The organism is Janthinobacterium sp. HH102 (genome assembly GCF_001758625.2).
Classification (GTDB): domain Bacteria; phylum Pseudomonadota; class Gammaproteobacteria; order Burkholderiales; family Burkholderiaceae_D; genus Janthinobacterium.
Genome location: NZ_CP062062.1, coordinates 3,010,991 through 3,028,263, shown reverse-complemented (window position 1 = coordinate 3,028,263; position 17,273 = coordinate 3,010,991). Strand labels below are relative to the sequence as shown.

General features: G+C 60.7%; 17 protein-coding genes. 7 read left to right on the top strand and 10 right to left on the bottom strand.

Annotation, left to right across the window (positions count from 1 at the left end):
* Nucleotide 1: 1 nt before the first annotated feature.
* Entirely contained in the window at nt 2–907 is a 906-nt protein-coding gene (locus tag JAB4_RS13925; RefSeq protein ID WP_070221552.1) for a LysR family transcriptional regulator, read from the bottom strand.
* 114 nt (nt 908–1,021) lie between these two features.
* On the opposite strand from JAB4_RS13925, the gene JAB4_RS13920 reads away from it, so the two are divergent.
* The 3 genes from JAB4_RS13920 to JAB4_RS13910 all read left to right on the top strand — a co-directional run bounded on the left by JAB4_RS13920 (nt 1,022) and on the right by JAB4_RS13910 (nt 3,632).
* The gene (locus JAB4_RS13920) at nt 1,022–1,621 is read left to right on the top strand and encodes an NAD(P)H-dependent oxidoreductase (protein ID WP_070221553.1); all 600 of its coding nucleotides are present in this window, start codon (nt 1,022–1,024) and stop codon (nt 1,619–1,621) included.
* Nucleotides 1,622–1,689: 68 nt separating this feature from the next.
* A complete protein-coding gene (locus tag JAB4_RS13915) occupies nt 1,690–2,565 on the top strand; it encodes a pirin family protein (RefSeq protein WP_070221554.1) in 876 nt (291 codons plus the stop codon).
* Between the two features lie 116 nt (nt 2,566–2,681).
* Nucleotides 2,682–3,632, top strand: coding sequence for a cation diffusion facilitator family transporter (locus tag JAB4_RS13910; RefSeq protein WP_070221555.1), 951 nt, complete (start codon nt 2,682–2,684; stop codon nt 3,630–3,632).
* 74 nt (nt 3,633–3,706) lie between these two features.
* On the opposite strand, the gene JAB4_RS13905 is transcribed toward JAB4_RS13910, so the two are convergent.
* The 3 genes from JAB4_RS13905 to JAB4_RS13895 are packed head-to-tail and all read right to left on the bottom strand — an operon-like array spanning nt 3,707 to nt 7,278.
* A complete protein-coding gene (locus tag JAB4_RS13905; RefSeq protein WP_070221556.1) occupies nt 3,707–5,959 on the bottom strand; it encodes a bifunctional (p)ppGpp synthetase/guanosine-3',5'-bis(diphosphate) 3'-pyrophosphohydrolase in 2,253 nt (750 codons plus the stop codon).
* 32 nt (nt 5,960–5,991) lie between these two features.
* A complete protein-coding gene (locus tag JAB4_RS13900) occupies nt 5,992–6,342 on the bottom strand; it encodes a RidA family protein (protein ID WP_070221557.1) in 351 nt (116 codons plus the stop codon).
* 54 nt (nt 6,343–6,396) lie between these two features.
* Nucleotides 6,397–7,278, bottom strand: coding sequence for an alpha/beta hydrolase (locus tag JAB4_RS13895; RefSeq protein ID WP_070221558.1), 882 nt, complete (start codon nt 7,276–7,278; stop codon nt 6,397–6,399).
* A gap of 263 nt (nt 7,279–7,541) precedes the next feature.
* Between JAB4_RS13895 and JAB4_RS13890 the strand changes: the two genes are divergently transcribed.
* Nucleotides 7,542–8,843, top strand: coding sequence for a dicarboxylate/amino acid:cation symporter (locus JAB4_RS13890; RefSeq protein WP_070221559.1), 1,302 nt, complete (start codon nt 7,542–7,544; stop codon nt 8,841–8,843).
* A 249-nt stretch (nt 8,844–9,092) separates the two neighbouring features.
* A complete protein-coding gene (locus JAB4_RS13885; RefSeq protein WP_070221585.1) occupies nt 9,093–9,506 on the top strand; it encodes a DoxX family protein in 414 nt (137 codons plus the stop codon).
* A 9-nt stretch (nt 9,507–9,515) separates the two neighbouring features.
* On the opposite strand, the gene JAB4_RS13880 is transcribed toward JAB4_RS13885, so the two are convergent.
* From JAB4_RS13880 to JAB4_RS13870, 3 genes are all read right to left on the bottom strand, one after another.
* Nucleotides 9,516–10,727 (bottom strand): DUF2235 domain-containing protein, encoded by a 1,212-nt coding sequence (locus JAB4_RS13880; RefSeq protein ID WP_162995627.1) that lies wholly within the window; start codon nt 10,725–10,727, stop codon nt 9,516–9,518.
* Nucleotides 10,728–10,880: 153 nt separating this feature from the next.
* The gene (locus JAB4_RS13875; RefSeq protein WP_070221586.1) at nt 10,881–11,531 is read right to left on the bottom strand and encodes a CoA transferase subunit B; all 651 of its coding nucleotides are present in this window, start codon (nt 11,529–11,531) and stop codon (nt 10,881–10,883) included.
* Nucleotides 11,532–11,552: 21 nt separating this feature from the next.
* The gene (locus JAB4_RS13870; RefSeq protein WP_034752348.1) at nt 11,553–12,251 is read right to left on the bottom strand and encodes a CoA transferase subunit A; all 699 of its coding nucleotides are present in this window, start codon (nt 12,249–12,251) and stop codon (nt 11,553–11,555) included.
* 147 nt (nt 12,252–12,398) lie between these two features.
* On the opposite strand from JAB4_RS13870, the gene JAB4_RS13865 reads away from it, so the two are divergent.
* On the top strand, nt 12,399–12,965 hold the full coding sequence (locus JAB4_RS13865) for a LuxR C-terminal-related transcriptional regulator (protein ID WP_070221561.1): 567 nt from the start codon (nt 12,399–12,401) through the stop codon (nt 12,963–12,965).
* 9 nt (nt 12,966–12,974) lie between these two features.
* Here JAB4_RS13865 and JAB4_RS13860 read toward each other — a convergent pair whose 3' ends face one another.
* From JAB4_RS13860 to JAB4_RS13850, 3 genes are all read right to left on the bottom strand, one after another.
* Nucleotides 12,975–13,790 (bottom strand): phytanoyl-CoA dioxygenase family protein, encoded by an 816-nt coding sequence (locus tag JAB4_RS13860; RefSeq protein WP_070221562.1) that lies wholly within the window; start codon nt 13,788–13,790, stop codon nt 12,975–12,977.
* A gap of 8 nt (nt 13,791–13,798) precedes the next feature.
* On the bottom strand, nt 13,799–14,377 hold the full coding sequence (locus JAB4_RS13855) for a methyltransferase domain-containing protein (protein ID WP_070221563.1): 579 nt from the start codon (nt 14,375–14,377) through the stop codon (nt 13,799–13,801).
* 103 nt (nt 14,378–14,480) lie between these two features.
* Entirely contained in the window at nt 14,481–15,257 is a 777-nt protein-coding gene (locus JAB4_RS13850) for an SDR family oxidoreductase (RefSeq protein WP_070221564.1), read from the bottom strand.
* Nucleotides 15,258–15,521: 264 nt separating this feature from the next.
* Here JAB4_RS13850 and JAB4_RS13845 point away from each other — a divergent pair, with 264 nt between their 5' ends.
* On the top strand, nt 15,522–17,198 hold the full coding sequence (locus tag JAB4_RS13845; RefSeq protein ID WP_175444748.1) for an electron transfer flavoprotein-ubiquinone oxidoreductase: 1,677 nt from the start codon (nt 15,522–15,524) through the stop codon (nt 17,196–17,198).
* Nucleotides 17,199–17,273 lie beyond the last annotated feature (75 nt).

Here is a 17,273-nt window from a genome sequence, read left to right as displayed (position 1 = left end):
CCTACACGGGCGCGTCCGTGCGATACATCTCTTCCATCAAGTCCAGAAACGCCCGCGTCTTGGCCGGCATCAGGCGCCGGCCGGGAAATACGGCCCAGCCCGTGACCAGCGGGAAACTCCACTCCGGCAACACGCGCACCAGTTCCCCCGTCGCCACATAGGCCTTGGCGAAGCGGTCCGTGCTGGCCGCGATGCCCACGCCCGTGCAGGCCATGCGCACCAGCAATTCCGGCGAGTTTGCCAGCAAGCGCACGGGCAAGTCGCGCTCCCACGTCGTCTTGCCGCGGATCAAAGTCCAATGCACGAGGCCATGCACGGCCCGTGGCAAGCTGAGCAAATCATGGCCATATAAATCGTCGGGATGCTCGGGCAAGCCGTGCACGCTCGTGTATTGCGGCGAGGCATACAAGGCCAGCGTACTGAAGGCCACGCGGCGCGCGGACAGGCTGGCGTCGTCGGGCAAGTTGCCCATGCGGATGGCCAGGTCGAAATTTTCTTCCAGTAAATCCACGCGGCGCGCCGACAAGTCCAGTTCCAGCGAAATGGCCGGATAGCGGCGCACGAATTCGGCCAGCACCTGGCGCATCAGCGCGTCGCCGAAGTCGGCCGGCATGGAAATGCGCAGCAAGCCGCTGGGTCCCGCCTGGCGGTGCTGGGCCAGCGCGCCGGCCGCCTCCGTTTCCTCGACCACCTTGCGCGCATGCTCGAGCAGGCTGGCGCCAAATTCCGTCAGCGCCAGCTTGCGCGTGGTGCGCAGCAGCAGCCGTTCGCCCAGCTTCGCTTCCAGCTGCGAGATGCGGCGCGACAGGGTCGACTTGGGCAAGTCCACGCGCACGGCGGCGCGCGAAAAACTGCCGCACTCGACGACGCGGGCGAACAGCAATAAATCTCCGGGATCGATATCCATAGCTTTGATTGTTCCATGGGTGGATTAATGTTATCCATTTTAACGGCTTCCGGATGGTTTTTGGAATTGCTATAGTTCATCCATCGCAAGACACCTCACAACGGAGAAAACAAGATGAACATCCTGCAAATCAATTCCAGCGCCCGCAGCACCGGTTCCGCCTCGACCCGCCTGGCTGACGCCATCGTTGCCCGCGTACAAGCGGCCAATCCCGGCGCCACCCTGGCCCGCCGCGACCTGGCTGCCCAACCGCACCCCGTGCTCGACGAGCCGACCCTGCAAGCGCTGTTCACCCCGGCCGACAAGCGCACGCCGGAACAGGCGGCCCGCATCGCCCTGGACGACGCGCTGATTGCGCAAGTACAAGCGGCCGACGTCATCGTCATCGGCGCGCCGATGTACAACTTCGGCATCACCGTGCAACTGAAAAGCTGGTTCGACGCGATTGCCCGTGCCAACGTCACCTTCAAGTACACGGAAAACGGCCCCGTGGGCCTCTTGACCGGCAAGAAAGTCTACGTGGGCCTGTCCCGCGGCGGCTTGCACCGCGATAGCGCCAACGATAGCCAGGTGCCTTACCTGAACACCATGTTCGGCTTCCTGGGCATGACCGACGTGCAATACGTGTATTCGGAAGGCATGGGCATGGGTCCGGAAGCCGTGGCCAAGGCACAGGCGCAAGCCGATGCCGAGATCAACGCGATCCTGGTATAAGTACAAAGATTCATGGGCATCAAACCGGGACGGCGCACGAGCGCCGTTCTTCCCAACTGGAGAACACAATGAGCGACATCACTACCGTCAACACACCGCGCGCCGTCGAGCGCGTGATCTCCGGCCAGGCCGTCATGGATGGCGCCGGCGTGAAGATCAACCGCGTGCTCACGCAGCAGCTGCAGCGCCGTCTCGACCCGTTTTTGATGCTCGACAACTTTGCCAGCGACAAGCCGAACGACTATATTGCCGGCTTCCCCGAGCATCCGCACCGGGGTTTCGAGACGGTGTCGTACATGATCACGGGGCGCATGCGCCACAAGGACAGCGCGGGCCACGAAGGCTTGCTGACGTCGGGCGGCGTGCAATGGATGACGGCCGGCAGCGGCGTGATCCATTCGGAAATGCCGGAGCAGGAAGAAGGCGTGATGGAAGGTTTTCAGCTGTGGCTGAACCTGCCCGCGCGCGACAAGATGCGCACGCCGTGGTACCGCGATTTCACGAGCAGCGAAATCCCCCGCTACACGACGGACGCAGGCGTGGCCGTGCAAGTGATCGCCGGCGAGAGCCATGGCGTGACGGGCGCCGTGCAGCGCGAATTGACGGAACCGCTGTACCTCGATATCGACTTGCCAGCTGGCAGCAGCTTCGAGCAGCCCTTGCCGCCAGGCCATAACGCCTTCCTGTACACGTTCCGCGGCGAAGTGCGAGTCGATGGCAAGGCCGTGCCCGCCCTGCGCATGGCCATCTTCGCCAACACACCGGGCAGCGACGGCGTGCGCATCGAGGCACCGGAAGGCGGCCGCGTGATCCTCGTCGCCGGCCAGCCCTTGAACGAGCCGATCGCGCAGTATGGCCCGTTTGTCATGAATACCCAGGCGGAAGTATTCCAGGCCGTACAGGATTTCCGCGAAGGCAAGTTTGGCGAGACGGCCGCGCAGTAAATGATGTATCTCAGCAAAAACCTGCAGTGCCTTTAGGCCTGCAGGTTTTTTTACGTGCCGACTATGTTGTTGCTTTTCAATTACACTGGCGGCAACCTCATTCAACAAAGCATTCCATGCAGCCGACCCACACCGAACACGACGCCACCCATTTGCACGCCCACCTGAAAGGCGACGCCAAGCACACCCACTCTTTCGAGGGCCGCAGCCAGAGCATCCTCGCGTGGGCGCTGGGCCTGACCCTGTCATTTGCCGGCATCGAGGTGGCGGCCGGCTTCCTGTCCAATTCGCTGGCCCTGATTTCCGATGCGGGCCACATGGTCACGGACGCGGCCGCGCTGGGCCTGGCCCTGCTGGCGCAGATCATCGCCCGCCGCCCGCCCTCGCCGCGCCACTCGTTCGGCTTCGGCCGCGCCGAAGCGCTGGCCGCCTTCGTCAACGGCCTGGCCATGCTGTGCGTGGTGGGCTGGATCTGCTATGAAGCCGTGCTGCGCTTTTCCGCCCCGCAACCCGTCAAGGGCGGCATGGTCTTCATCGTCGCCTTCATCGGCCTGGCGATCAACGTGGTGGTGGCGTGGGTACTGTCGAAAGACAAGCAAAGCGTGAACACGCGCGCCGCCCTCGTGCACGTGATGGGCGATTTGCTCGGCTCGGTCGCCGCCATCGTCGCGGGCGCCGTAATTTACTTTACGGGCTGGATGCAGATCGACCCGCTGCTGTCCGTGCTGGTATCGCTGCTGATCCTGAAATCCACGTTCGGGGTATTGAAGGAGTCGTACCACTTCCTGATGGAAGGCGTGCCCCTGCACATCGACTACATCGAAGTGGGCACGGACGTGGAACAAGTCGATGGCGTGATTGCCGTGCACGATCTGCATGTGTGGGACATGTCGCCGGGCCAGCCGGCCCTGATCGGCCATGTGGAAATCGAGCACCTCGACCATTGGCCGAAGGTCTTGCGGGCGATCAAGAAGATGTTGCTGGCCAAGCATGGCATCGACCATATTACTTTGCAGCCGGAGACGGCGGCAATGGCGGGGCTGCATCAGGGTGACAAGACGCATTAATTGAACCCAACGGCAAAGACCGGGGTCAGACCCGCCGGGTCTGACCCCAGCCTCTGCTCTCGGGGTAACTCCAACTAACTGCGCCGCGCTTCCAGGACCCCGCTGACATCCTTGATCACATTCAGCGCCTTCAACAGCTGCGCCGTCGAGCTGATCTCGGCCGTAAACGTCATGCGGGCCTGGCCCTTGGCGCTTTGGGTGTTGACGCCGATGACGTTGATCTTTTCGCGCGAAAAGATTTCGGAGATGTCGCGCAGCAAGCCCTGGCGGTCGCCTGCCAGAATAAAGATGTCGACCGGATACACGGTGTCGTGCCCGCCCGTGCTGCCCCATTCGGTAAAAATCACGCGCTCGGGCGATTTGGCGCGCATTTCCTCGAAGTTTTTACAGGTGGCGCGGTGGATGGAAACGCCCTTGCCGCGCGTCACAAAACCGACGATGCTGTCCGGCGGCGCGGGCTTGCAGCACTTGGCCAGCACCGTCATCAAGCCTTCCGTACCGACCACCAGCACGCCGGACTTGGCGCCCTGCTCCACGCTGGAAGCGCGGCTTTTACCCACCAGCACGGCGTCTTCCGGCACCACCACTTCACCATTGTCGTGCAGCGCCTGCTCCACGTGGCGCAGGCTGAATTCATCCTTGCCCACCGACAGGAACAACTCGTCGACCTTGGCAAAGCCCAGCTTTTGCGCCAGCGCCTCGAGGTTGACGGCCGTCTTGCCTTCGCGCTGCAGGGATTTTTCCACCAGCGCGCGGCCGTGGGCCAGGGTTTCCTGCATGTCGATGGCATGGAACCAGGCGCGGATCTTCGAGCGCGTGCGCGTGCTGACAGCGTAGCCGGCGCTGAGCCAGTCGCGCGACGGCCCGGCCGTGCCCGGCGCGCCCTTGGCCGTGATGATTTCGCAAGTCTGGCCATTCTTTAATTGCGTATTCAGGGGCACCATGATGCCGTCGACCTTGGCGCCGCGGCAGCGGTGACCCACGTCCGTGTGCAGGTGATAGGCAAAGTCGACGGGCGTGGCGCCGACAGGCAATTCCAGCACGCGTGCCTGCGGCGTCATGACGAAGATGCGGTCGTCCAATGTGGCGGACTTGAGCTTTTCCACCCATTCGCGCTGGATTTCTTCCTGGCCCACGACGGCGTCGGCCACCTCCGTTTTCCAGGCCAGCAACTGGCGCAGCCAGGCGATCTTTTCGTCGTACTTCTGGCCGGCAAAGTTCGAGCCGCCCTCTTCCTTGTAGCGCCAGTGCGCAGCCACGCCGTATTCGGCAAAGCTGTGCATTTCATTCGTGCGGATTTGCACTTCCAGCGGCCGGCCATCCTCGGCCGTCACCACCGTGTGCAGCGACTGGTAACCGTTCGGTTTCGGGCGCGAAATGTAATCGTCGAATTCTTTCGGGATGGGGGTCCAGATATTGTGGACCACGCCCAGCACCGTGTAGCAAGTTTTCACGTCGGCAACGATGACGCGGAAGGCGCGCACGTCGTACAGGGCCGTGAAATCCAGTTCCTTGCCGCGCATCTTGTTCCAGATGCTGTAAATATGTTTCGGGCGGCCAAACACTTCCGCCTGGATACCGGCCGAAGCCAGTTCCGTCTGCAGGCGCAGAATCGCCGAGGACACGAAGCCCTCGCGCATCATGCGCTTTTCTTCCAGCATCTTGGCGATGCGTTTATACGCTTCCGGTTCGATGAAGCGGAACGACAAATCTTCCAGTTCCCACTTCAGTTGCCAGATGCCGAGGCGGTTGGCCAGCGGCGCGTACAAATCCAGCGTTTCCTTGCCGTACTCGCGCGTCATTTCATTGAACAGTTTTAAGTCGGCAAAGTAACGCAAGGTCGTCACGCAGGCGGCCAGACGCACCAGCACGACACGCATGTCGGACGCCATCGCCAGCAACATCTTGCGCAAGGTTTCCACCTGGGCCACGGCTTGCTGCGCAGCATTCTTGCCGCGACCGGCAGCGCCGCCGTGCTGCGCCTGGGTCAGCGCACGCAAACGGATCAGCTGGCGCACGCCTGTCGCCAGGTCGCACACCTGCTTGCCGAAGCGCGGCTCGATGTCGGCCGCCGTGTCGGGTTCCAGCAAGGTCAGCTCGAACATCAGGCCGGCGATGCGTGTTTCCGCATCGCTGCGCAGGAACGCCAGGGTGGTGGCCACGCCGATGGCGAAGTCCAGCGCGGAGCGGCCGGCAAAGGTCTGCTTGTCGCCATACGCTGCGGTGGCATACGCGAGCGCGTCCAGCACGCGCGCGCAGTCCGGCGCACTCAAGCCCTCTACCAGTTGTTCCGAGGTGGCGCTATTCGGGGCCGAGATGGAAACCATGTGATACCTTATAAACTTAACAACTCAATAACTTAGCGCTCTGCAGCGATGATGACGATTTCCACCAAGCAAGCCGGATTGGCCAGTTTCGCTTCCACGGTGGCGCGCGGCGGCGTGTGACCGGAAGCGACCCAGTCGTCCCACACTTCATTCATGCCGTCGAAATCCTTCATGTCGGCGATGTAGATCTGGCACGACAGGATGCACGTCTTGTCGCTGCCCGCTTCCATCAGCAAACGGTCGACGTGGCCGAGCACTTCACGCGTCTGGCCGACGATGCCTTGCGTGGTGTCTTCCGCGATCTGTCCCGCCAGGTAGATGGTGTTGTTATGTATCGCTACTTCAGAAAGGCGTTTGCCTACGTGCAGTCGTGTAATTTCCATGCTTCTTCTTTCGGTTGTTTCAAAATCTGTACAGCGGTATTGCTTGTTGCCTTCTTACTTGCCCAGCAAAAACTTGCGCGCGATGGCGATCTGGTCGTCGTGGACGAAAGTGGGCGCATGGCCCACGCCGGCGATTTCCACCAGTTCCGCTTTCGGGCCGCGGCCCAGCATGATCTGCGCCGTCTCGTGCGACAGCAGATCGGATTCCGAGCCGCGCACCAGCAAGGTGGGGCAGCGCACGGCATCGTACGCGGCCCACAGCATGGCTTCGTCGCTGGCCGCCGATTCCGGCGTGGCCGAGCGGAACGGCATGGCCAGTCCCATATCATAGTGACGGCGCCAATGGCCATCCTTGTCCTGCCGCAACACATCGACTGCCAGTTTATGCCATTCCGCATCCGTGTGCGGGCCGAAGCTGGCGGACACGTCGCGCACAAATTTGGCGCCCTGCTCGAAGGTATCGAAACGCAAGTCCTGGCCGATGTAGTCGCCGATGCGCTGCAAGGCTTCCGGCGCCAGGGTTGGGCCGATATCGTTCAATACCAGCTTGCTGATCGGGCTGTGCGGCAACGAGGCCAGGCCCAGGCCGATCAAGCCGCCCATCGAGGTGCCGAACCAGTCCACCGTCTGGCGCTCGCCATTGGCCAGCACGCGCGCCAGCAGGGTCACCATGTCGCTCACATACTGGGGCACGCGGTAGAACTGGGGATTGGCCAGCCAGCCCGAGCGCCCGCGTCCCACCACGTCGGGGCAGATCACGCGGTAATCGCTGGCCATGGCGCGCGCCAGGTTGTCGAAGTCGTCCGCCACGCGCGTCACGCCATGGGCGCAGACGAGCACGTTCGGATTGTCGGGTGCGCCCCACTCCTTGTACGACATGGTATGCAGGCCTGCGGGGGAGATGCACTGGACGGATTTGATGCTCGCTTCGATCATTCGATTTCCTTATTCGATATAAAAAGAGCACCGCTTTCTGCCTGCCAAGGGATGTCCCGCGCGCGACGCTACGGCAGTGTAGCGCAGCGCGGGCAATGCTCCAAGCGCGCGGCTGAATTGCTGCGTCGCAGCATAGCACTGGCACATTCGCCATGGCGCAATACCCGATATAGCGAAACTGCATATCTGCGGTTATCCACAATTGAGCACGCCTGCCAATGGGCGGATGATTCGCAGCATCAACCCGCAAGAGGAGACCACTCGTGAAAAAACCATTCTATAAAATCCTGTACGTACAGGTGCTGTTCGCCATCGTGGCTGGCGTGCTGCTGGGGGTGTTCTACCCTTCGAACGCCGTCGACATGAAACCGCTGGGCGACGGCTTTATCAAACTGATCAAGATGATCATCGCCCCCGTGATCTTCTGTACCGTGGTCTCCGGCATCGCCGGCATGCAGGACGTCAAGAAAATCGGCCGCGTGGGCGGCAAGGCCCTGCTGTACTTCGAAGTGGTCTCCACCTTCGCGCTGGCCATTGGCTTGCTGGTTGCTAACATCCTGAAACCGGGCGCCGGCTTCAACGCCGATCCGGCCCACCTCGATGCCAAGTCGATCGCGCAATACACGCACGCCGAAGGCATGAGCACCGTCGACTTCCTGATGAATATCATCCCGAAGACCTTCGTCGATGCCTTCGCCAAGGGCGACATCCTGCAAGTGCTGTTGATCGCCATCCTGTTCGGCTTCTCGCTGTCCCTGCTGGGCGAGCGCGGCCGTCCGGTCACCAAGCTGATCGACGAGCTGTCGCATGCCATCTTCGGCATGGTCAACATCATCATGAAAGTCGCACCGATCGGCGCGTTCGGCGCGATGGCCTTTACCATCGGTAAATACGGCCTGGCGTCGCTGATTCCGCTGGCAAAACTGATGGGCTCGTTCTACCTGACCTGCTTCCTGTTCGTCTTCGTCGTGCTGGGCCTGATCGCCAAGTACACGGGCTTCTCCATCGGCCGCTTCTTGCTGTACATCAAGGAAGAACTGCTGATCGTGCTCGGCACCAGCTCGTCGGAATCGGCCCTGCCGGCCCTGATGAAGAAACTCGAGCGCCTGGGCTGCTCCAAGCCAGTCGTCGGTCTGGTCGTGCCGACCGGTTACTCGTTCAACCTGGACGGCACCAATATCTACATGACCATGGCCGCCCTGTTCGTGGCACAGGCAACCAACACGGAACTGACGATCTGGCAAGAGCTCACCATCCTGGGCGTGGCGATGCTGACGTCGAAAGGCGCGTCCGGCATCACGGGCGCCGGCTTCATCACCCTGGCCGCCACCCTGGCCGTGGTGCCGACGATTCCCGTGGCCGGCATGGCGCTGATCCTGGGCATCGACCGCTTCATGAGCGAATGCCGCGCGCTGACCAACTTTGTCGGTAACGGCGTGGCCACCATCGTCGTGTCGAAATGGGAAAAGGAACTGGACATGGACAAGCTGCACAGCGAGCTGGCCCATCCCACCCACCCGACCGACGACGCCTACGTTGCACCGACCGTCAATATCGTCAAGTAAGCCCGCCAAGCAAGCTGTACTCTCCATTGAAAAGCCCCGCAGAGCGATCTGCGGGGCTTTTTGCATGCGCGAGGGGTTTTTTATTGCATCATCAACATATGGTAAATCATGCATCAATATTTCATCGGATGATCAATGAATGAAAAACCATTACAGTGCTGTCTATTGTTCGCCGCCAGGCTCCCGCATAATGACATTGCGTTAATGCAAGCCAGACACCGAACCATCCACCTTTGAATGGAGTACGCCATGTCCCTCTCGCCCGCCCTCTACGCCACCTGGTCCCCACGCTTGCTGGGCTTGCTGCGCATCATCCTCGGCTTTCTTTTCCTGCAGCATGGCACGGCAAAACTGTTCGGTGCGCCGCACGTGGCCATGTTCGACGGCTTGCAACTGTTTTCCCTGATGGGCGCGGCCGGGGTCATCGAGCTGGTGGGCGGCAGCTTGCTGCTGGTCGGCCTGTTCACGCGCCCCGTCGCCTTCATCCTGTCGGGCCAGATGGCAGCCGCCTATTTCATCGCGCATGCGCCTGCCGGCTTTTTACCGATCCTGAACGGCGGCGAAATGGCCGTGATGTACTGCTTCACCTTCCTGTACTTCGCAGTTGCTGGCGCTGGCGCCTACAGCCTGGACGGCTTGCGCGGCAAGGCTGGCGCCGCATAAACGACCGGGCTAGCGCGAGCACTCCAACGGATAGGGCCGTTGCTCGATCACACCCTGCATGCGCAACGGCGCGCTGCCGGCAACGGTCCTCACTTGCAGGGCCGGGGCCTGCATGGCGCCGTCGGGCAATACCCTGTCCTCGCAATGGCTGAACAAATTGGCCGGCCGGTCGCCGATCGACCAATGCGCCAGGCCCAGCGGATCGCCAGCCAGCTGCAACGGCGGGAGCGCATAATCTTGCGCCAGGCCCGTCATCATCCACGCCAGCGACAGGTCGGACAACGACCGTGAATCGGCGTAACCACCACCGATATCGGCATGCGATCCGGGAAACCAGAGTTCGCTGACGCTCGTGTAGTCCGCATTAATGGGCGGACACAGCAAGATGGGATGGAAGCGGCTGCGCTTTTCATCGCGCGACACGGCGTGCAGGATGCGGCGGATCGGCGGATAGGAATCGGACTTGTAGCGGTCGCCGTCCCTGCCGTCGCTCATTTCCTTGCACACACCGAAGTCCTTGAACAGGGAACCGGGCACGGTATCCCACAGGCCGAGAAATTGGATTTCCACCGGCACCACGGCAACCTTGAAACGTTCGCGCAGTTCTTTACCGGCGATCGGCTCCTGTCCCGGCCGCCACGCCTTCCACGCATCCACATAGGCTTCATCGTTCTTGCGCTTGACCACTTCGAGGATGGCGTTATCGCGCCGAAGCCGTTGTTCGATATCGTCTTCCGACCTGGCCGGCACGCCCGCATAGGCGATCAGGCCAGCCAGTGCGCGGGCCTGGTGGGCGCCACGGCTGAAGCCCAAAATGTAGAGCTTGTCACCGGGGCGAAACGCCTGCGCGACGAAGTCATAGCCGCGCAGGATACGCGGCTCCATGCCAAGGCCGAGACTGGCGCCCAGCACGGGACTTTCGACGCTGCCCACGCCTTCGATATAGATGGCGCTGGTCTGCGCCTCGTCGGCATGGAGCACCGCATCAAAGACCCGGCGCACATTGGTCCCGGAGGCGCTGTCATTGCGCGTCCCATCCAGAAAGACAAAGATGTTTTTTGCCAGGGCGGGATCGCCCGTGAATACTTTCTCCGTCACCACTGGGTTGACGTGCTCGCCGCCGGCGGCAGCACAGGCGGACAGCAACGCCGCCAAGCCCGCTGCCAACACACTCCCTGCCATGCGCCTCAGTAGTGGCGATGCGTACCAGTTTGCCTTCATGACTGCTCCTTGTCGTGACTTCGTCTGCCCTGCACCGTTCCAGCATAGGCACACTCCAGGGACAGCCTTAGACATGGCGCAGACGTAGTGCGTGCGCGGCGAAAAAAAAAGCGGACATCGCTGTCCGCTTTTTTTATGCATGCAACGATCCGTTTATACGGCGGAAACGTCCAGTTCCGCGCCCGTGGCCGCCTGCACCTGCTCCTTGGTCACGCCCGGCGCCAGTTCCACCAGCTTCAAGCCGTTTTCCGTCACGTCGATGACGCCCAGGTCGCTGATGATGACGTCGACCACGCCCACGCCCGTCAGCGGCAAGTCGCATTGTTTCAGCAACTTGTGCGACGTCGTGCCATCCTTGGCCGTGGCCACGTGCTCCATCAGCACAACGACGCGCTTGACGCCGGCGACGAGGTCCATCGCGCCGCCCATGCCCTTGACCATTTTGCCTGGAATCATCCAGTTCGCCAGGTCGCCCTTTTCCGACACTTGCATGGCGCCCAGGATAGCCAGGTTGATCTTGCCGCCGCGAATCATGCCGAACGAATCGGCCGAGCTGAAGTAAGCGGCGCCGGGCAAGGCCGTCACCGTCTGCTTGCCAGCGTTGATCAGGTCGGCATCAACCTCATCTTCGGTGGGAAACGGGCCGATGCCCAGCAAGCCGTTTTCCGACTGCAAAAACACTTCGATATTGTCCGGCACATAGTTGGCCACCAGGGTCGGCAAGCCGATACCCAGATTCACATAAAAGCCATCCTGCAATTCCTTTGCCGCGCGCGCGGCCATTTCATCTCTTGTCCAAGCCATGATCATCTCCCAATCTTGTATTTAGTCGGCGCGCACGGTGCGCTGCTCGATGCGTTTTTCCGGGTTCGCGTTGACCACGATGCGGTGCACGAAGATGCTCGGCGTGTGGACCTGGTCCGGGTCGATCTCGCCCACTTCGACCAGTTTTTCCACTTCCACGATGGTGATCTTGCCCGCCATGGCCACGTTCGGGTTGAAATTGCGCGCCGTCTTGCGGTAGACCAAATTGCCGGCACGGTCGGCCATGTAGGCTTTGACCAGGGCCACGTCGGCCACGAGGCTGCGTTCCATCACGTATTGTTCGCCGTCGAATTCGCGCAGTTCCTTGCCGTCGGCAACGATGGTGCCCACGCCCGTCTTGGTGAAGAAGGCGGGGATGCCGGCGCCGCCGGCGCGCAGTTTCTCGGCCAAGGTGCCTTGCGGCGTGAATTCCAGCTCCAGTTCGCCGGCCAGGTACTGGCGCGCGAATTCCTTGTTTTCACCCACATAGGAGGCGATCATTTTCTTGATCTGGCGCGTGGTGAGCAGCTGGCCCAGGCCGAAGCCGTCCACGCCCGCGTTGTTGGAAATGGCGGTCAGGCCCGTCACGCCCGAATCGCGCAAGGCGCCGATCAGGGCTTCGGGAATGCCGCACAGGCCGAAGCCGCCGACGGCGATGGTCTGGCCATCTTGGACGATACCGGCCAGCGCCGAGGCGGCGTCAGGATAAACTTTATTCATGGGTGTCCCTCTATCTTTTGTTAAGCTTTGGTCTTGAGTCCATGACTCAGGCAGCGTCTCAGCATAAAATACGCGAGTGGAAAGTACAATACCGTAGAACTACCGGCGCCGTGCCGGCAATCCCCCTGTGAGAGTGATACGCATCAGATGAACGCCGCGTCAGCCATCGATTATGAAAGCATCTTCCTGCACGCGCCCGTGGGCATGTGCATGTCGGAAAACCGCATCATGCGCAGCTGCAACGAAGCGCTGGCGGCCATGTTCGGCTATGCGCGCGCCCAGCTCGACGACCAGTCCTTCGAAGTACTTTACCCCACGCACGACGAATTCCTGCGCACCGGTGACCGCATCATCCCCATCATGAACGCCAGGGGCCGCTATTCGGACGAGCGCATCATGCGCCGCAGTAATGGAGAATTGTTCTGGTGTCACGTGACGGGCCACGCCATGCTGCCGAACCAACCGCTGGGAGCGGGCATCTGGACGTTCGAAGATGTCAGCGAGAAACGCCCCGTAACGGCGGAACTGACCCCGCGCGAGCGCGAAATCGCCGCCCTGCTGGTGGAAGGCAAGACCAGCAAGGTCATCGCCCGCCAGATCGACCTCAGCCCCCGCACGGTGGAAATGCACCGCGCCAAGCTGATGCGCAAATTTGCCGCCTCGACGTCGTCGGAGCTGGTGCACAAGCTCGTGGGACTGCAGCTGCAGCGCTAGCGGCGGAATTTACGGCGAACTGGCCTGCTCCCGCATTGCCTGCTCATACTTGATGATTTTCAGTACCCTGGAGTTGGCGAAATACTGGATGCAATTGAGCGGCGAATAGAAAATATCGGTCTTCCATTCGCCCGCGATCAATTCCTTGCCTGTCGGGTCGTCCGCAGGCTGGAAAATCGTATCTGCCAGAATGCGATGGACACCCGACACATTCGGTCCCGACTCATGCCACGTCGAACTGTGCATGACCACGAAATCGCCGGGATTGAGGATAGGCGTGACTTTGACGAACTGGATGTTGAAACTGTCAGGGTTGATTTCGCCGGCATCGCCGAGATAACCGAGTTTATGCGAGCCGACATAAAAACTCATCGCACCGTTATCCTCGTCCACACGGCTCAATGCGGTAAAAATGCTGCATTTGTTCAAGTTACCCAGGTGGTAACAGCTATCCTGGTGCAGGAATACCTTGTTCGGACTGAATGCATCCTTGATGACGAAGCGGTGATTGTATAGCGCCACGTCGGGACCGAATATGCGCGACAGCGTTGCGGCATACACCGGCGCGCGGTACATTTCCAGCAGTTTCTGCGGCAATTCCTCGGTCAGCGAAACGGGATTGGCCTGGCTGACATTGCGGCCGGCACGTAGCTTGGCATCATAAAAAATATCCCACTCATGCTGCCATTGCGCCAGCAGATCCGGTGCAATCGCATTACGCACGACAAAAACGCCTGTCTCCCGGAAAACCTCCGGCAGGAACTGCTCCCCGCTGATGCGCTGCAAGACGTCTTGGGTCTGCTCATTGACTACAGCCAGTGTCATCGCCACTCCTAGATAAAGCGGAACGTCAGTTCATTGTCTTGCGTGTTTTTGAACTTATTGCACTTCGCCAGCACGTTATATTTGATAGGAAACAGCTCGCGGTCAGGCGTTTCCAGAATATCAATTTCAATGATGTCGAAATCGCGCAGCAAGGCGCTCCAGCCATGCTCGGTAATACGCCAGCAGTCCGGAATCGGACCATGGATGCGCCAGTTCAAGGGGGCGGAAATGAGCAGATAGCCTTCATGCTTGAGGATGCGGCGGATTTCCTTGACGGTGTCGAAGGGGTTGAGCGTATGTTCGATCACTTCCAGGCAGACGACGCAATCATACGCGCTGTCGGCGATCGCCGAATTGACCTTGGTGATGTCGCCCACCAGCGTGGGGCTGTAAGTGTCGACGATATCAAAGGTGTCGACGCTGAAATTGCTGAAGTTTTCGCGCACGGTGGAGCGGTCCTGCGGCCCCACTTCCAGCAGCTTGCCCGTCTCACCGGCAAGCTTGGCGGCCGTTCTTGCCACAAAAGCGTTCAAGTGATCGCGTGCCAGCTGAAACGTGTCATTGTCAAACTTCGAAGGAGTTGCCATCGTAAAAATTCTCGTATAGTGGTTATGCCCGGACGCTATGCCGCAAGCAAAAACATCATAGCCGCTAATTTTCCCTGTGGCAACAATACCTTCCCTCTGCCGCTTACATGCTGGCCATGCCGCCATCGGCGGAGATAATCGCGCCATTGATGAAGTGCGAATCCTCGCCCGCCAGCAACAGCAGCAGGCCGTCGAGGTCCTCCGGCTTGCCCGGCCGTTTATTCGGCAGCATTTCGATCAGTTTCTTGCCCTGCTCGGTAGCGAAATAATCTTCATTGATCTCGGTGGAAATGTAGCCGGGGCAGATGGCGTTGGTGTTGATGCCATATTTACCCCATTCCACGGCCATGGCGCGCGTCATGTGCACCATGCCCGCCTTGCTCATGCAGTACACGCCGATCTGCGGCAACACCTGCAAGCCGGCCATCGAGGCGATATTGATGATGCGGTGCTGTTTCTTCGGGTCGCCCTTGGCGCGCGCGATCATGCGCTTGGCCGTCTGCTGGGCCACGAAGAACGAACCGCGCAGATTGGTGTCCATCACGAACGAGTAATCTTCGGGCGTGACGTCGACCAGACGTTGCGTGGTGGAGACACCTGAATTGTTGACGAGGATATCGATGGGACCCGCTTCCGTTTCCGCATGGGCGATGGCCGACTTGATGCTGGCAAAGTCGGTCACGTCGAGCGACACCACGTGCGCGGCGCCGCCGTCCGCCTCGATTTCGGCGCGCAATTCCTTCAGGCGTTCGGTGCGGCGCGACGCCAGCACGACCTGCGCGCCGGCCTGGGCCAGCACTTTCGCAAAGCGCGCGCCGAGGCCGCTCGATGCGCCGGTAATCAGGGCAATCTTGCCCTCGAAATTGACTTCTATGCCCACGAGCTACTCCTGTTTTATTTTAAACAACACTTTACGCCATGCCCATGGCAATCGGGCAAATTCCCCCGCCGCGCACTCGAGCAAAAGTAAACGCCATCATTACACAAAATGGCCGGATTTAGATTGCGGCGAGGGGCAATGTCACGCAAAATGGCGCCAAAGTTGCAATCCTCGTCAAAAACAAGCACACTCGTGCTTAAATTTCCCCGATGATGCTTTATTCCCTATCCTTGCTACCTAATTGAGTGACTATAAATCGAGACCATGACACAGCCTAATAACTTAGTTGAACAGTACGGACCGCGCGAAACCATGGAGTATGACGTGGTGATCGTCGGCGGTGGCCCCGCAGGCTTGGCCGCGGCGATCCGCCTGAAGCAGCTGGCCGCTGAAAAGAGCCAGGAAGTGTCCGTCTGCGTGCTGGAAAAAGGCGGCGAACTGGGCGCGCATATCCTGTCGGGCGCCATCATGGACCCGAAAGCGCTGACGGAATTGATTCCGAACTGGAAAGAACTGGGCGCGCCCCTGAACACCGAAGTGACGGAAGACCGCATCCTGTTCCTGACCGAAACGAAAGCGTACAAGACGCCAGGCTTCGCCGTGCCGGCCTGCTTTGAAAACCATGGCAACTACATCGTCTCCTTGGGCAATGTGGTGCGCTGGATGGGCCAGCAGGCGGAAAACCTGGGCGTGGAAATCTTCCCCGGCTTCCCTGCCGCGGAAATCCTCTACAACGACGACGGCTCCGTGAAAGGCGTGGCGACCGGCAACATGGGCGTCAAGCGCGACGGCGAGCCGGGTCCCGACTTCCAGCTGGGCATGGAATTGCACGCCAAATACACCCTGTTCGCCGAAGGCGCGCGCGGCCACCTGGGCAAGCAATTGATGGCCAAGTATGACTTGAACGCCGGCAAGGACCCGCAATCGTACGGCATCGGCATCAAGGAATTGTGGGAAATCGACCCGGCCCAGCACAAGCCGGGCCTGGTGATCCACTCGAGCGGCTGGCCGCTGGACACGAAAACCTATGGCGGTTCCTTCCTGTACCACCTGGAAAACAACCAGGTGATGGTCGGCTACGTGGTAGGCCTGAACTACGAAAACCCCTACCTGTCGCCGTACGAGGAATTCCAGCGCTATAAAACGCATCCGGAAATCCGCAAGTTCTTCGAAGGCGGCAAGCGCATCTCGTACGGCGCGCGGGCGATTGCGGCCGGCGGCCTGCAATCGCTGCCGAAGCTGGTGTTTGCCGGCGGCGCGCTGATCGGCTGCGATGCGGGCTTTTTGAACATGAGCCGCATCAAGGGCAGCCACGCGGCCATCAAGAGCGGCATGCTGGCGGCGGACGCGGCCTTCGGCGCGCTGGGCGAACAGCGCCAGCACGACGAACTGACGAGCTACCCTGTCGCGTTCGAGAAATCCTGGCTGCATGAAGAACTGCACGTGGCGCGCAACGTCAAGCCATGGCTGTCGAAAGGTTTGTACCTGGGCAGCCTGATGACGGGCATCGACCAGCTGATCTTCCGCGGCAAGGCGCCGTGGACCCTGCACCACTCGCATGGCGACCACGAATGCCTGAAACCGGCGGCCCAGTCGAAACCGATCGTGTATCCGAAACCCGATGGCAAGCTGACCTTCGACAAGATGTCGTCCGTGTTCATCTCGAACACGAACCACGCGGAAGACCAGCCCATCCACCTGACCTTGAAGAACGCCAGCGTGCCCGTCGATGTCAACCTGGCCACGTATGCGGGTCCGGAAGCGCGTTACTGTCCCGCCGGCGTGTACGAATTCGTGAAGAACGACGACGGCGCCGAACGCCTGCAGATCAATGCGCAAAACTGCGTGCACTGCAAAACCTGCGACATCAAGGACCCGACGCAGAACATCGTGTGGGTGACACCGGAAGGCGGCGGCGGCCCGAACTATCCGAATATGTAATTGTCATCGCGTCATCGCATCATCGCGTCATCACGCGTAGCTGGACAACAGCGCGGCACCCTCGGGTGGCCGCGC

Coding starts and splice junctions, on each gene's coding strand:
- JAB4_RS13915 (WP_070221554.1), top strand. CDS start 1,690: ATGAGCGACATCACTACCGTCAACACACCGCGCGCCGTCGAGCGCGTG.
- JAB4_RS13870 (WP_034752348.1), bottom strand. CDS start 12,251: ATGAATAAAGTTTATCCTGACGCCGCCTCGGCGCTGGCCGGTATCGTC.
- JAB4_RS13855 (WP_070221563.1), bottom strand. CDS start 14,377: ATGGCAACTCCTTCGAAGTTTGACAATGACACGTTTCAGCTGGCACGC.
- JAB4_RS13910 (WP_070221555.1), top strand. CDS start 2,682: ATGCAGCCGACCCACACCGAACACGACGCCACCCATTTGCACGCCCAC.
- JAB4_RS13895 (WP_070221558.1), bottom strand. CDS start 7,278: ATGATCGAAGCGAGCATCAAATCCGTCCAGTGCATCTCCCCCGCAGGC.
- JAB4_RS13905 (WP_070221556.1), bottom strand. CDS start 5,959: ATGGTTTCCATCTCGGCCCCGAATAGCGCCACCTCGGAACAACTGGTA.
- JAB4_RS13920 (WP_070221553.1), top strand. CDS start 1,022: ATGAACATCCTGCAAATCAATTCCAGCGCCCGCAGCACCGGTTCCGCC.
- JAB4_RS13865 (WP_070221561.1), top strand. CDS start 12,399: ATGAACGCCGCGTCAGCCATCGATTATGAAAGCATCTTCCTGCACGCG.
- JAB4_RS13845 (WP_175444748.1), top strand. CDS start 15,522: ATGACACAGCCTAATAACTTAGTTGAACAGTACGGACCGCGCGAAACC.
- JAB4_RS13860 (WP_070221562.1), bottom strand. CDS start 13,790: ATGACACTGGCTGTAGTCAATGAGCAGACCCAAGACGTCTTGCAGCGC.
- JAB4_RS13900 (WP_070221557.1), bottom strand. CDS start 6,342: ATGGAAATTACACGACTGCACGTAGGCAAACGCCTTTCTGAAGTAGCG.
- JAB4_RS13875 (WP_070221586.1), bottom strand. CDS start 11,531: ATGGCTTGGACAAGAGATGAAATGGCCGCGCGCGCGGCAAAGGAATTG.
- JAB4_RS13885 (WP_070221585.1), top strand. CDS start 9,093: ATGTCCCTCTCGCCCGCCCTCTACGCCACCTGGTCCCCACGCTTGCTG.
- JAB4_RS13925 (WP_070221552.1), bottom strand. CDS start 907: ATGGATATCGATCCCGGAGATTTATTGCTGTTCGCCCGCGTCGTCGAG.
- JAB4_RS13880 (WP_162995627.1), bottom strand. CDS start 10,727: ATGAAGGCAAACTGGTACGCATCGCCACTACTGAGGCGCATGGCAGGG.